Here is a 14,122-nt window from a genome sequence, read left to right as displayed (position 1 = left end):
TCGGCCCCTCTGCCGGAGTGCCTGGCGCGAGGGGCCCCGGGAGCACGGAGAACCGCCAAGATCCCGGGTCTAGCGCCCGGAGGTGCCCAGGACGTGCTCCCAGCTGCCGATGGCGGGGGCATAGCCGGCGCCGGCGAGCACGAGCGTCCGACCGACCAGCCAGGCGGTGCCGGCGGGGTAGCCTGTGCCCGACGGTGCCCTGGCGGGCGTGAAGTCGGGCACCCCGAGCCGGTAGCTGACCGCGCCCGTGCGCGGGAAATTGGCGGTCAGCACGAGGGCGCGGTGCGCGAGCGGAACCGGGCTGTGCCGGGCGTCGAGCACCAGCGTGTCGCCGACCCGGGTCAGCGGACCGACCCGGACACCGCGCCGCTTTGCATCGCCCGGGGCCAGGCGGCCGCGAAAGAGCTGGCCGATCAGCGGCACGCCGGAGAGATTCACGTGCTCCTCCGAGCGGGCATGAAGGGTCGCGGCGGGGAGCCGGGCCGCACGCACGCCGTGCCGGCCCAGCACCACGAGACGGTCGGGCTGGAAGACCAGGCCGGCGGCGTCGGTGAAGCGCACCGGCTGGCCGACCCCGGGACGCTCCTGGAAGGTCGGCGGCCCGTGGTCGCGGGCGCCAGCCTGGGCCACGAGAGAGGCACCGAGCAGCGCGCCGAGGGCGAGGGCCATGATCCGCATGGACCTCAGATAGGGCGCCCGGCGGCCGGCGAAAGGGGGGACGGAGCATTCCATACCCGGGGGAGCCCCCCGGCGCGGCGCGGACCTGCCTAGCGCCCGAGCGCGTAGAACTCGTCGTTGGGGCGCATGTTGGTGACGTTGGCCATGCGGTTCGACATGCCGAAGAAGGCGGCGATGGCGGCGATGTCCCAGGCATCCTCCCCGTCGAGCCCGTGCCGGGCCAGCGTCGCGAAGTCGTCCTCGCCGACCTCGTGGGCGGCGAGCGCCACCTTCATGGCGAAGTCCAGCATGGCGCGCTGGCGCCCGGTGATGTCGGCCTTGCGGTAGTTGACCGCGACCTGATCGGCGATCAGCGGATTCTTCGCCCGGATGCGCAGGATGGCGCCGTGCGCGATGACGCAGTACTGGCAGTGGTTGGCGTTGCTGGTCACGACCACGATCATCTCGCGCTCGGCCTTGGTCAGGTTGCCCGGCTTGTCCATGAGCGCGTCGTGATAGGCGAAGAAGGCGCGAAACTCGTCGGGCCGATGCGCCAGCGCCAGGAACACGTTGGGGATGAAGCCGGACTTCTCCTGCACGGCCTCGAGCCGGGCGCGGATGTCCGGCGGCAGGTCGGTCAGGGCGGGAACCGGGAAGCGGCTGATCGGAGCCGGGGGGGCGGAGTCCATGGACGTGTCTCCTGCTCGGTTGCGCCGTCGATGGCAGGGCGGACGGCGTAGCCCGCCGGGCGCGGGGCGCGCAAGGCCCGCGGCGGGCCGTCTCTGAGGCCTGATAGCGCATGTCCGGCCCCCGGTCCATCGAAGCGGCAGCCGGGCAGCGCGGAAGCGGGCGCGCGGACGACGGAAGCGACCGCCCGGCCCGTTTGACAGGGCGACCGGGGGTGGGACCGGGGGTGGGATCGCGTCCGGATTACAGGCGCATCGCCGGGCCTTCGACGGGGCCGGTCGAGAGGGGAAAGACCATCGTTGTTCTCGACTATGCCGGACGCTTGAAGTACCTGCTGAAGGCATCACGAGCCTGCACCCTCGGTGTCGTGATGCCGTGTCCCGCGTCGAAAGGCCGATGATGGCCCTCTGGAAGCAGTTTCTGGCCGTGGTCGTCATCGCCGTGCTCGGTGTCGGGGGCTATGCCGCCTTCCGCACCCTGGCGCCGCCGGGTGGCAGCGCGGGCCCGCCCAGGGCCAAGGCGCGTCCGGTCCCGGTCGAGCTGGCGGCCGTGCAGCGCAAGGTCCTGTATCGCACGGTCGAGGCGGTGGGCACGACGCGCGCGCGCCGGTCGGTCGAGATCGTGCCGCTGGCCGCGGGCCGCGTGGTGGCGATGAACATCCACCCCGGCGCGTCGGTGAAGGCGGGCGACGTGCTGGTGCATCTCGACGACGACATCGAGCGCGCAAACCTCGCCGAGGCCCAGGCCAAGCTGGTCGAGCAGCGCCAGGCCTGGGACCGCGCGAAGCGCCTGCGCCAGTCCAACACTGTCTCGGTCGCCACGCTCGAGCAGGCTAAGGCGCAGATCGCCATCGCGGAAGCGGCCGTCGAGCGCGCGCGCCGCCACCTGAGCGACCGCGAGATCCGCGCGCCCTTCGATGGCGTGGTCGGGTTGACCAATATCGATCTGGGCGCACGCGTGGACGACAAGACGGTCCTGACCACGCTCGACGACCTCTCCGAGGTCGAGGTCCAGTTCTCGCTGCCCGAGACGCTGTTCGCCGACATCGCCATCGGCCAGGCGATCACCGCGCACAGCGCCGCCTTCGGGGACCGGATTTTCAAGGGCCAGGTGGCCGCGATCGACAGCCGCATCGACCCGGTCAGCCGCGCCTTCAAGGTGCGCGCCGCGATCCCGAACCCCGAGGGGATCCTGCCCGCCGGCATGTTCATGTCGCTGACGCTGACGCTGTCACAGACCAACGCGCTGGTGGTGCCCGAGGACGCGATCGTCGTGCAGGCGGCGGACACGTTCGTCTATGTGGTCAAGGACGGCCGCGCCATGCGCCGCGCGGTCAAGACCGGGCAGCGCCGCGAAGGCCTGGTGGCCATCACCTCGGGCCTCAAGCAGGGTGAGCAAGTGGTGTTCCGCGGGCTGCAGCGCCTGCGCGATGGCTCGCAGGTCCGGGTGCTTGGCGCGAACGCGCCGCCCGCCACGGCCGCGAGCGGCACCAGGAGCGGGTCGTGACGCTATCCGACCTGTCGGTCCGCCGACCGGTTCTGGCAGCGGTCGCAAACCTGCTGATCGTGGTGTTCGGCATTGCCGCGCTGCAGAGGCTGCCGATCCGCGAGCTGCCCAACGTGGATACCGCCGTGGTCACGGTGACCACCACCTATACCGGCGCCGCGCCGGCGGTGGTGGATACCGACATCACCGAGGTCATCGAGGGCGCGGTCGCCGGGATTGCCGGCATCCGCTCGATCAGCTCGGAGAGCCGCCAGGGCCGCAGCCAGACCACCATCGAGTTCGTCACCGGCCGCAACATCGACCAGGCCGCCAACGATGTGCGCGACGCTGTCGGGCGCATTCGCGGCGACCTGCCGACCGAGGCCGACCAGCCGCAGGTGGTCAAGGCCGACGCCAACGCCGACCCGGTCATGCGCCTCGCGGTCACCTCGAGCCGCATGACCACCGCGCAGATCACGGACTACATAGACCGCTTCATCCTCGACCGGCTGGCGACCGTCGACGGCGTGGCAAATGTCGAGGTCTATGGCGAGCGGCCCTTCGCCGTGCGCATCTGGATCGATCGGCGCAAGCTGGCGGCGCGCAACCTCACGGTGGCCGACGTCGAGGCGGCGCTTCAGCGCAACAACGTCGAGCTGCCCACGGGCGACGTCAAGTCGATCGATCGCCAGCTCAGCGTGCGGCTCAACAGCCGCCTCACCAGCCTCGCCGATTTCCGCGACATCGTGCTCGACAAGGTGGCCGGCTACCCGGTGCGCCTGGGCGACGTGGCCCGCGTGGCGCCGGGCGTGGCCGACGACTCGACCATCGTGCGCAACAACGGGGTCGACGCCGTGGGGCTCGCCATCCTGCGCCAGAGCCAGTCGAACACGCTGGCGATCTCCAAGGCGGTGCGCGCCCAGATCGCCGAGATCACGCCGACCCTGCCGCCGGGCATGTCGATCGAGGTCGGATCGGACGACGCGCTGTTCGTCGGCGCCTCGATCCGCGAGGTGGTGACGGCGCTGCTGATCTCGCTCGGCCTCGTGGTCACCGTGATCCTGCTGTTCCTGCGCTCCGTGCGCGCCACCATGGTGCCCGCGATCACCATCCCCGTGGCGCTGATCGGCTGCTTCGTGCTGATCGGCGCGTTCGGATTCTCGATCAACACCCTGACGCTGCTGGCGCTCCTGCTGGCCATCGGACTGGTGGTCGACGACGCCATCGTCGTGCTCGAGAACATCCAGCGCCGGATCGAGCTGGGAGAGGGCCCGATCGCGGCCAGCTTCCGGGGCTCGCGGCAGGTCACCTTCGCGGTGCTCGCCACCTCGGTCACCCTGATCGCGGTGTTCGTGCCGCTCTCGTTCCTGCCCGGCCAGATCGGACGGCTGTTCGTCGAGTTCGGCTGGGTGCTGGCGAGCGCGGTGGCGATCTCCACCTTCGTCGCCCTGACCGCCTGCCCGGCGCTCGCGTCGCGCATTCTCAAGCCGCATTACGGTCGTGCCGCCGCCGACGGGGCGCCGCGCCGCGAGGCCGCCTTCCGCCGCATCTACCGGGCGCTGCTGGTGCGCGCGATCCGCATGCCGCTGGTGGTGATCGCCATCGTCGTCGCCGTGACCGCCGGCGCCGTGCCGCTCTATGGCAGCCTGCCGCGCGAGCTCGCCCCCAAGGAGGACCGCGGGGTGGCCTTCGTGCCCCTGACCGCGCCGCAGGGCAGCACGCTGGAGCACACCGACATCGCCGCCCGCCAGGTCGAGCGCATCGCCGAGCCGCTGCGCAAGTCCGGCGAGATCAAGACCATCTTCACCTTCACCGGCAGCCGGGGCCGGTCCTACCGCTCCTTCGTCGTGTTCCGGCTTGCGCCGTGGAGCCAGCGCCATCGCACCGCCGCGCAGATCATGCGCCAGATTGCTCCGAAGATGGACCAGGTCACCGTCGCCAAGGGCTACCCGGTCACGCCGACCGGGCTCGGCCTGCGCGGCAACTCGACGCCCGTGCAGATGGTGATCGGCGGCCCCGACTTCGAAAGCGTCAAGCAGTGGGCCAAGACCATGCTGGCCAAGGCCGAGGCGAACCCTCGCCTGATCAACCCCGAGCTCGACTACGAGGAGAACCTGCCGCAGCTCGACATCAGCATCAACCGCGCGCGGGCCAACGATCTCGGCATCTCGGTCGAGACCATCGCCTCGACACTGCAGACCATGCTGGCCTCGCGCGAGGTCACCCGCTTCGTCAGCCGCGGCCGCGAGTACCCGGTGATCGTGCAGGCCGAGGACAAGGACCGGCGCCTGCCCTCGGACATCACCAACATCTTCGTGCGCGCCGGCGACGGCAAGACGCTGGTGCCGCTGGGCTCGCTGGTGTCGCTGAAGGAGGATGCCGCCGCGCCGACGCTGCGCCGCTTTGACCGGCTGCCCTCGATCGAGCTCTCGGCGGCGCTGGCGGACAATTACGACCTCGGCAGCGCGCTCAGCTATCTGCAGAAGGCCGCGCACGAGTCCCTGCCCCCCGAGGCGAAGGTTGGCTTCACCGGGCAATCGCGCACCTTCCAGGACACCGCCGCCGGGGCCAACCTGGTCTTCGGCCTGGCGATCCTGATCGTCTTTCTGGTGCTGGCGGCGCAGTTCGAGAGCTTCGTGCACCCGCTGGTCATCATGCTCACCGTGCCGAGCGCCTTTGCCGGCGCGATATACGCCATGGCGATCGGCGGGCTGTCGATCAACGTCTACAGCCAGATCGGGGTGATCCTGCTGATCGGGCTGAGCGCCAAGAACGGGATCCTGATCGTCGAGTTCGCCAACCAGCTGCGCGACCAGGGCCGCAGTGTGCGCGAGGCGGTGATCGAAGCCTCGGTGCTGCGCCTGCGCCCGATCGTGATGACCGTGGTCTCGACCGTGCTTGGCGCCCTGCCGCTGGTGCTCGCCGGCGGCGCGGGGGCCGAGAGCCGGACCGCGATCGGCACCGTGATCATCGCCGGGCTGCTGCTCTCGACCACGCTGATGCTGTTCGTCACGCCGGTGCTCTACGACCTGATGGCCCGCTTCACCCGGCCGCGGCACGCCATCGAGCGGGCGCTGGAGCAGCAACTGGGCGCGAGCACGCTGGCGGAGTAGGCGCCCGGGCCGCGCGGCCCTCGGAGTGTCCGCCGAAGGGTGGCTGTCGCGGCGTCGTCGGGGTCAGACCGCCGCGTCCGCACCCGTCATCAGGGCGACCAGACTTTCCACCAGGCTGTCGGTCGAATGCGCCAGTGGATCGCCGACCGCGTCGGCCAGGGCGACCATGAGCACGACGCCGAGGGTCGAGAAATGAATGTTGACGGCTCTCCGGCGGCACCCAGCGCGCGTCGCGCCCGGGCCTGCGCCGAGCGCCGCCTCCAGCGCATCGTACATGCCTGAGGTGACGGGATGGATGCGTTGCACCAGGCCTTTCGGAAACCGCGCCACGGCCGGCTTCTGGGGCAGCTGGGGGACCAGGTACATCATGCGGAAGCGGTCGAGGTCGGCGAGATGGTAGGCCGCGACCGCCCGCACGAAGCGCGCGACCGCCTGGCTGCCGCCAGCGCCGTCGAGCACCGCCGCCGTCCCGGCCTCGACCTCGCCCTTGAGGGCCGGCAGCACCACCTCGGTGACTAGCGCCTCCTTGGCGGGAAACCAGTAGATCACCGCCTGCTTGCTGATGCCCAGGCGCCGGGCAACGGCGTCGAAGGTCAGCGCGCCGGGGCCGCCCTGGCGCACGATCTTGCGCGCCGCCGCGAGTATCTGGCTCCGGGTATCCCGCCGTTTTCCCTGCATTGCACAACGCCCTTGACTTGCTTACCGGCGGTAAGGTAAATCACTTACCTATGGTAAGCAAGGAGCTTCGCATGAGCACCCTCGAGGTCTACGCCTTCGCGCCGGACTGGGGGCTGCCGACCGTCGGCCCTTTCGCACTGAAGCTGTTCGCCTGGCTCGGCCTCAACGGCATTGCCTTCGAGCACCGGGTGGAGAACAACGCCGCCAAGGGGCCGCTCGACAAGAGCCCCTGGATCGTCGACGACGGGCAGCGCCTCGGCGACTCCGACGCAATCATCGCGCATCTCTCGCGCAAGCACGGCATCGCTCCGCACCGGCCGGCCTCGCCGGCAGCGGCAGCCGCGGGCCATGCCTGGCAGCGCTGCTTCGAGGAGCATTTCCACCAGGTGCTGGAATGGGAGCTGTTCGTGCACCCCGAGGGCGCGCGCTACATGAAGCGGTGGATCAGCCAGTCGCTGCCGCCCGTGATCGGCGGGCTTGTGGCGTGGTCCGCGGCGCGGAGTTTCGGTCGGCAGCTGTATGCGCGCGGCATCGCCCGCCACGATGCCGAGACCGTGGCGGCGAAGGGCCGCGCCGATCTCGACGCCTTCGCGGCCTTCCTCGGCCAAGCCCCCTTCCTGGGCGGCGAGCGGCCGTCTGTGGCCGATCTCGCGGTGTTCGGCCAGGTCGCGCCGCTGGTGCACTGGCCGATGCGCACGCCGGTGGCCCTGCATGCACGCAGCACGCCCCAGATCGTCGCCTTCTGCGAGCGGGTCGCGGGCATGTGCCTGGGGAGCCGGGCCCCTGAACCGGGTTCGGTCGCCTGAGGGCACAGCGCAGGCGCGCCTTTGCTACCCAGGCGTTGCGCGCGGCCCGCGCCCGGTGCGGGGAGCGGTGCCGCGATCCGTACGGGGATCAGTGCCGGGACGATCCCTGCCCGGCGCTGATCTCGGCGTCGCGGCGCCGCGCGGCGCGGTGCACCGATTCAAGGACGATCGCGACGCATCCCAACAGCAGCACCGCGCCGCCGAGCAGTGGCGCGGCATGGGCCAGATCGATCAGCGCGGCCGCCAGGGCGACCACCCCGAGAATGGCCGTCGAGAGCCGCGCGTCGCCGAGAAACATGCCGAACAGCTCGGAAATCACGTCCCTGAGAATCGTCATCGCGCAACCTCCATGACAGGCCGCCTCGCCATCGACGCCGCCATCAGGCCGACCCCGAGGAAAACCGCGGCGAAGACCGGCAGCGCCAGGTCCTGGCCGGGCCAGGCCACGCCCAGGCCCTCGCCGGTCCAGAACACGCCGAAGGCCGAGAGCATGACGCCGACACCGAACTTGAGCGTGTTCTCGGGCACCCGCGACAGCGGCCTGTGCACCACGGCGCCGACCGCCAGCACCAGCGCGCAGGCAGCGAGCGCGCCCAGCGCCGCCACGCCGATCAGCCCGCGCCCGGCGCCGACCGCGATGACGATGAAGACCACCTCGAGCCCCTCGAGCAGCACCGCCTTGAAGGCCGCGAGCCCCGCGATCCAGTCGAGCGACGCGTGGCGGCGCCGTTCTTCCTCGCTCAGAGCGTCCCTTTCCCGCGCGAAGATCGCGTCCTCGTCGTGCAGCGCGATCACCCCGGCCGCCCGCAGCGCCGCCTTGCGCAGCCAGCCGATGCCGAACAGCAGCAGCAGCACGCCGACCACCAGCTGCAGCAGGTGGAGAGGCACCCGGTCGAGCAGTGGCCCGAGCACCAGCACGACCACGCCGAGCAGGCCGAGCGCGGCCGCGGTGCCCGACAGCGCCGGCCGCCAGCCGCGCAGGGTGGCGACGGCGAGAAGGATGGTGAACGCCTCGACCACCTCGACGAGCGAGGCGAGAAAGGCGGCGCCAATGGCGGGCGCGTCGGTTGTCCAGGTCTCCATCAGCGCATCCCTCCGAAACGGCCCCAGGCGGCGCGGGGCGGATTCAGCCGTTCTCGTCGTGGGCGTCGAACACCCGCTTCGCGTATTCGTCGAGCAGCGCCTCGCAGCCCGTCAGCCGCTCCTCGGCCTCCGCCGCACGGGCGGCGCCGTAGAAGTCGAGCTTGCGGATCTTGGCCAGCCAGCCCTGCAGCTTCTTGAGGTCGACGTCATTCTCCTCGAGCTCGGCATAGGTGAAGTGGTTGGCCGCGACCTCCTTGGCGATCTCGTGCTCGAAATCGTCGCACTTGTCGATGAACTCTTCGTAGGCGTCGTCGCGATCCGCCTTGAAGCGGCCGACGACCTTGCCGCGCTGGGCATGGTCGAGCGCCACGGTCTCGAGCAGGACGCAGGTGCCGTTCATGCCGGCGATGTCGTTCTCGATCATCTTGAGCTGGCGCACGTGATCGTCGGTCCGCGGCAGCAGGCACACGCCGTTCTGAAGGTAGACGGCGCCCAGGCCCTTCAGCCGGCGCCACAGCGCGACCCGGCCCTTGGCCGGCTCGGGAGGCACCTTGTAGACCATCAAGAGCCAGTTCTCCAAAGGCATGTTCGTGGATTACCGTAACGATCGTAACAAATCAAGTGGACCTGTCATTACACGATTGCCGATCCGCCGCAGCAGCCGGATCGCGCTCGCGCGACCCGCTTACAAATGCGTAAGACGCCGGACAAGCCCAGACGAAACTGCCGCCTTAAGCATTGAGGCACGCGGCGGGGCGGCCGCCGCCAATCCCTGAATCAACTCAAGCCCTGCGGGAGAGCCTTCATGACACCGTCCCGAAGCGACGCCACGCGCATGCTCAACAAGGTCCCGGAGGTCACCCTCTACTTCTGGGTGATCAAGATCATGGCGACCACCGTGGGCGAGACCGCCGCGGACTATCTCAACATCAATCTCGGCTTCGGCCTGACGAACACGTCGTGGATCATGGCCGGCCTGCTGGCCGTGGTCCTGCTGGTGCAGCTGGCCAAGCGGCGCTATGTGCCGGCGGTCTACTGGCTGACCGTCGTGCTCATCAGCATCGTCGGCACGCTGATCACCGACAATCTGGTCGACAACATGGGCGTGCCGCTCGAGACCACGACGATCTGGTTCAGCGTCGCCCTGGCGATCACCTTCATCGCCTGGTACGCCAGCGAGCGCACGCTTTCGATCCACACCATCTTCACCACCCGGCGCGAGCTGTTCTACTGGGCGGCGATCCTGTTCACCTTCGCGCTCGGCACAGCGGGCGGAGACCTGGCCTCCGAAGGGCTCGGCTGGGGCTACCTGCAGGCGGCGCTGATCTTCGGCGGCCTGATCGCGGCGATCACGGTCGGCTATTACGGGCTGGGCCTGGACCCGGTGCTCGCCTTCTGGCTCGCCTATATCCTGACCCGGCCCCTCGGCGCCTCGCTGGGCGATCTGATGTCCCAACCGACCAGCGCCGGCGGGCTCGACTGGAGTTCGTCCGCGATCAACGCCGCCTTCCTGATGACGATGATAACCCTGGTGGTCTACCTTACATGGTCGGGCAAGGATCAGCCGGAGCGCGTCAGGGTCTCCGCTGCATCGGACGACGGCAATGCCTACCGACGCTGAGAGGCGCCGGTGGCGGGGTGCGGGAGGCGAGCCATGCCTCCCGACCCGGCGGACGGGAGCATGTCCTTCGGGGGGAAATGCCATGCGGATCCTGCTGATCGAGGACGACGCCAAGACCGGCGCGTACGTGGCGCACGGCTTCGCCGCGGCGGGCCACCAGTGCGACGTGCTGAGCGATGGCAAGGACGGCCTGCTGCGCGCAATGCACGAGCCCTACGACGTTCTGGTGGTGGATCGCATGTTGCCCGGGCTCGAGGGCCTGTCCCTGGTGCGCGCGCTCAGGGCGGCGGGCCTTGAGACGCCGATCCTGTTCCTCACCGCGGTCGGCGGCATCGACGACCGGGTGGAGGGCCTGGAGGCTGGCGGCGATGACTATCTCGTCAAGCCGTTCGACTTCTCCGAGTTGATGGCGCGGACCAGGGCGCTGGCCCGGCGGCCGCGCGGCATCAGCGAGCAGACGGTGCTGCAGGTCGCCGACCTCGCCATGGATCTGCTGCATCGGCGCGTGACCCGCGGCGGCACCGAGATCGCGCTGCAGCCGCGCGAGTTTACGCTGCTCGAGGTGCTGATGCGCAACGAGGGGCGGGTGGTCACCCGCACCATGCTGCTCGAGCGAGTCTGGGACTTTCACTTCGACCCCAAGACCAGCGTGGTGGAGACGCATGTCAGCCGGCTCAGGGCGAAGATCGACAAGCCCTTCGACGTGCCGCTGCTGCATACCGTGCGCAATGTCGGATATGCGCTGCATGCGCCGCGATAGCCTCCTGCGCAGCACGCCGCTGCGTCTGGCCCTGTTCTTCTCGACCCTGTTCGTCGCGGCGTTCCTGGTCACCGGCTTCACCGTCTACCAGCTCGCCAAGTGGGAGCTTCAGCAGCGCCAGCGCCAGACGATCCGCTCGACCTTCCAGGTCATCGCGGCCGCCTACGGCGACCACGACATGACCGACCTGCTCGACACCGTGGCGACCAATGTCCGCACCACGCGCGGCCATCAGCGGCTGTTCCTCGTGGTCTCGGCCGCGGGCAAGGCGCTGGCGGGCAACATGCCGCCGATCCCCGTCGCCGAGGGCTGGTCCGAGATCTCGGGCGCGCGCGTTGGCCTCGATCCGGACCTGCGCTTCCTGCTCTATTCCGGTGCAGTCGACGGCAACCGGGTCGTGGTTGGCCGCAGCCGCCAGGAGATCGACAGCCTCGAGGAGATCATGCTGGCCAGCTTCGGCTGGGCCTCGATCTTCGTCGTCATCGCCGCCGTGCTGGGCGGAACGATCATCGCGTCGAGGGCGCGGCGGCGCTTCGACGCGCTGCTCGCGACCATGGTGCGCGTCTCGCATGGCGAGCTGGATGCGCGCGTGCCCCTGCTGGGCAAGGGCGACGACATCGACATGCTCGCGCGCGACATCAACGACGCGCTCGACCGGCTGTCACGCACGATCGAGGGGATGCGCCAGGTCAGCGCCGACATCGCGCACCAGCTCAAGACGCCGCTCAACCGGCTCAAGATCACGGTCGAGGAGGCGCTGGAGAAGCAGCAGCGCGGGACACTGGCGGCGACCGATCTCGAGGCCACCGCCGCCGAGGCGGATGAAATCAACCGCACCTTCGCGGCGCTGCTGCGCATCGCGCAGATCGAATCGGGGGCCCGCAAGGCCCGGTTCGCGCCCGTGGATCTCGATGACGTCCTCCTCGCCCTGACCGAGGTCTACGGCGATGTCGCCGACGATGCCGGCCAGAGCCTGACCCTGACCCCGGCGCCCGACGCGACCGGGCCGAGCACGATCCTGGGCGACCGCGAGCTCATCACCCAGATGCTGGCGAACCTGATCGAGAACGCGATCCGGCACTGCCCGGCGGGAACGCGTATCCGCCTCGGGACAGAGGCGCGCGAAGGGCGCGTGGCGGTCTGGATCGAGGATGATGGGCCGGGCATCCCCCGGGCCGAGCGCGACAAGGTCTTCCGCCGTTTCTACCGGCCGGAGACCAGCCGCACCTCACCCGGCACGGGCCTGGGTCTCAGCCTGGTCAAGGCGGTCGCGGACCTGCACGACGCCGCGCTTCAGGTCGAGGACGCGGGACCGGGCCTGCAAGTCGAGGTCAGCTTCCGGCGCGGCGCCGACCGGGCTCAACCGGGCTCCTTGTAGCGCCGGGTCAGCCGTCGCTCGCGCAGCCACAGCCGCAGGAGGTGCAGCGGCCCGATGCCGGTGAACCCGCGCGCGCGGTTGGCGGCGCCGAACTCGAACAGCGTGCGCTGCTGGTTAAACAGGGCCCGGTATGCGTCAAAAAGTCGCGTCTTGCGGTCCCAGATATGGGTGACCTCGCTGCCGGCCCCGTTCGCTTCGATCACGGTGAAGTTCTCGCCGCGCTTGAGGTCGTCGAGCGAGTCGTAGCGCACGTCGAAGCGGCCGAAATAGAACTCGGGCATGCCGCGCGCTATGGCATCGAAGCGCGCCGTCATGGCCGGCGTGACATGCGCGTTGCCGTCCTGGAAGATGGCGCCGCGACAGTGGTTGCCGCGGAACACGAGACGGAAGACCTCGCCGGGCGCAAGCACCCGGTCCCGGTGGGCGGCATGCCGGCGCAGGAAGATGTCCTTCAGCCGGCACGCGCGATGGTCCGCCATGATCAGCTCTTCCAGAGTCGACTTGCCGTCGCCAATGACCTTGGGAAAGATCTTGATGGTGAGCGACACGATGCGGCCGGTGCTCTCGCCGGGTCGGCGCATGTAGAACACGCCGGCCTCGCCTTCGCGATCGACCAGTTTCTGGAAGATCACGCGCTGGCGGCGCGGGAAGGCGGCGAGATAGCTCGCAAACTCGTCCGGGCCGGCGATGATGCTCACACCCGATCCGCGGCAGCCGATATCCGGCTTCGCCACGAAGGGGTACTCGATCTCGGCCGTCTCGAGCGCGGCCTGCGCCTGGGCCAGATCGGTCATCGGGGTGCCCGCCGCCAGGCCGACCGTGATCGTGGCATGGGGGGCCACCCACTTGCGGCCCTCGCAGCCCATCTGCGCGAGGATCTCGGACTTCGATTCGCCGACGAGCCCGCCCGCCTGCATGCCTGGATTGGCCAGAACAGGCAGCGTCAGGCTGCGATGGCGCACGGCCTGGCCGATCCAGTGGATCACCAGCGGCGAATAGAACAGGAATGCGGGCCACAACTCGAAGGTCGAGAACACGCGCTCGGGCGGCTCGCCTCTGCGCCAGGCCAGAGGCCATAGCACCGGTTTATCCCGCTTGGCTTCGATCGTGGCACTCATCATCCGGGTCTATCTCCACTGCCGGCGCGGCTTGCCTTGCGCGCAACATATCGACCAACGGCCAGAATTAACACTGCCAGAACCAGCCCGACCGGCCAGCGCCATGCGCCCAGCCGCGTCATGACCACGCCGCCGACACCCAGCGTCAACGAGAACAGGAAGACCGTCCAAACCGCTGTTCCTATGATGACCGCGAGCGCGAAGCGGCGAAAGGAAAGGCCGAGGAAACCGCATGCGGTATATGTGGGCAATCGTGCGCCAGGCAAGAAGCGCGTCGAAATCACCGCCGACACGAGCTGGCTGTGCATCCACGACTGCACCGACCGCACCTTCTCCATGGCGATCACCTTGCGCGCCCAGGGATGGCGCGCCGCCAGCCGGCCGATCGCGAACAGTCCCATGTCGCCAAGCGCGATCCCGGCAAAAAGGCTGAACAGGGCGAGCACCGGGTCGATGCGCCCGTCGGCCGCCGCAAGGGCACACATGATCGTCGTGGCATCCTCGAGCACGAAGGTCGCCAGAATGATGGCGAGCGCCACAACCCAGCCGCTTGACGACGGATCGAGGAAATGCGCGAGATATTGGGTATCTATCGTGCCCACCGTCATTACGTTCGTCGCGAACGCCGTTTCCCGGACTCTTCTTGGCGGAAGGCCGTCGCGCCGATCCCGATGCCGAAAGCGACCGCATCGCCGATCAGCCCCGGCGCCGGCGCCAGAACATCGCAGCCCCGACC

14 protein-coding genes are annotated in these 14,122 nt (G+C 69.5%); 6 read left to right on the top strand and 8 right to left on the bottom strand.

The window, feature by feature from the left end; genetic code table 11:
- Positions 1-69: 69 nt before the first annotated feature.
- Positions 70-669, bottom strand: a complete 600-nt coding sequence (locus AC32QD_RS10890) for a hypothetical protein (protein ID WP_492010524.1) — start codon at positions 667-669, stop codon at positions 70-72.
- A 98-nt stretch (positions 670-767) separates the two neighbouring features.
- Positions 768-1,346 (bottom strand): peroxidase-related enzyme, encoded by a 579-nt coding sequence (locus AC32QD_RS10885; protein ID WP_492010523.1) that lies wholly within the window; start codon positions 1,344-1,346, stop codon positions 768-770.
- Positions 1,347-1,740: 394 nt separating this feature from the next.
- Between AC32QD_RS10885 and AC32QD_RS10880 the strand changes: the two genes are divergently transcribed.
- Positions 1,741-2,850 (top strand): efflux RND transporter periplasmic adaptor subunit, encoded by a 1,110-nt coding sequence (locus tag AC32QD_RS10880; RefSeq protein ID WP_492010522.1) that lies wholly within the window; start codon positions 1,741-1,743, stop codon positions 2,848-2,850.
- The gene (locus AC32QD_RS10875; RefSeq protein WP_492010521.1) at positions 2,847-5,942 is read left to right on the top strand and encodes an efflux RND transporter permease subunit; all 3,096 of its coding nucleotides are present in this window, start codon (positions 2,847-2,849) and stop codon (positions 5,940-5,942) included. Before AC32QD_RS10880 ends, AC32QD_RS10875 begins: the two co-directional genes overlap by 4 nt.
- A gap of 63 nt (positions 5,943-6,005) precedes the next feature.
- Here AC32QD_RS10875 and AC32QD_RS10870 read toward each other — a convergent pair whose 3' ends face one another.
- Positions 6,006-6,620 carry a TetR/AcrR family transcriptional regulator gene (locus tag AC32QD_RS10870; RefSeq protein WP_492010520.1) on the bottom strand — a complete coding sequence of 205 codons (615 nt, stop codon included), beginning with the start codon at positions 6,618-6,620 and terminating at the stop codon, positions 6,006-6,008.
- A gap of 71 nt (positions 6,621-6,691) precedes the next feature.
- Here AC32QD_RS10870 and AC32QD_RS10865 point away from each other — a divergent pair, with 71 nt between their 5' ends.
- Positions 6,692-7,426, top strand: a complete 735-nt coding sequence (locus AC32QD_RS10865) for a glutathione S-transferase C-terminal domain-containing protein (RefSeq protein ID WP_492010519.1) — start codon at positions 6,692-6,694, stop codon at positions 7,424-7,426.
- Positions 7,427-7,514: 88 nt separating this feature from the next.
- Here AC32QD_RS10865 and AC32QD_RS10860 read toward each other — a convergent pair whose 3' ends face one another.
- The 3 genes from AC32QD_RS10860 to AC32QD_RS10850 are packed head-to-tail and all read right to left on the bottom strand — an operon-like array spanning position 7,515 to position 9,071.
- Positions 7,515-7,763, bottom strand: a complete 249-nt coding sequence (locus tag AC32QD_RS10860) for a hypothetical protein (RefSeq protein ID WP_492010518.1) — start codon at positions 7,761-7,763, stop codon at positions 7,515-7,517.
- Positions 7,760-8,509 (bottom strand): COG4280 domain-containing protein, encoded by a 750-nt coding sequence (locus AC32QD_RS10855; RefSeq protein WP_492010517.1) that lies wholly within the window; start codon positions 8,507-8,509, stop codon positions 7,760-7,762. Before AC32QD_RS10855 ends, AC32QD_RS10860 begins: the two co-directional genes overlap by 4 nt.
- 43 nt (positions 8,510-8,552) lie before the next feature.
- Positions 8,553-9,071 (bottom strand): Chromate resistance protein ChrB, encoded by a 519-nt coding sequence (locus AC32QD_RS10850; RefSeq protein WP_492010516.1) that lies wholly within the window; start codon positions 9,069-9,071, stop codon positions 8,553-8,555.
- Positions 9,072-9,314: 243 nt separating this feature from the next.
- Between AC32QD_RS10850 and AC32QD_RS10845 the strand changes: the two genes are divergently transcribed.
- The 3 genes from AC32QD_RS10845 (at position 9,315) to AC32QD_RS10835 (ending at position 12,268) form a co-directional block, all read left to right on the top strand.
- Positions 9,315-10,130 carry a COG4705 family protein gene (locus AC32QD_RS10845; RefSeq protein WP_492010515.1) on the top strand — a complete coding sequence of 272 codons (816 nt, stop codon included), beginning with the start codon at positions 9,315-9,317 and terminating at the stop codon, positions 10,128-10,130.
- 82 nt (positions 10,131-10,212) lie between these two features.
- Positions 10,213-10,890, top strand: coding sequence for a winged helix-turn-helix domain-containing protein (locus tag AC32QD_RS10840; RefSeq protein ID WP_492010514.1), 678 nt, complete (start codon positions 10,213-10,215; stop codon positions 10,888-10,890).
- Positions 10,877-12,268, top strand: coding sequence for a sensor histidine kinase (locus tag AC32QD_RS10835; RefSeq protein WP_492010513.1), 1,392 nt, complete (start codon positions 10,877-10,879; stop codon positions 12,266-12,268). The genes AC32QD_RS10840 and AC32QD_RS10835 overlap by 14 nt, the downstream gene beginning before the upstream one ends.
- On the opposite strand, the gene AC32QD_RS10830 is transcribed toward AC32QD_RS10835, so the two are convergent.
- Positions 12,250-13,389 carry a hypothetical protein gene (locus AC32QD_RS10830; RefSeq protein ID WP_492010512.1) on the bottom strand — a complete coding sequence of 380 codons (1,140 nt, stop codon included), beginning with the start codon at positions 13,387-13,389 and terminating at the stop codon, positions 12,250-12,252. The genes AC32QD_RS10835 and AC32QD_RS10830 overlap by 19 nt on opposite strands.
- Positions 13,386-13,994: a DedA family protein gene (locus AC32QD_RS10825; RefSeq protein WP_492010511.1), complete on the bottom strand. Its 609-nt coding sequence runs from the start codon at positions 13,992-13,994 to the stop codon at positions 13,386-13,388. Before AC32QD_RS10825 ends, AC32QD_RS10830 begins: the two co-directional genes overlap by 4 nt.
- Positions 13,995-14,122: the final 128 nt, after the last annotated feature.

The organism is Thermohalobaculum sp. (assembly GCF_058622915.1).
This window is presented reverse-complemented; position numbering and strand designations above follow the sequence as displayed.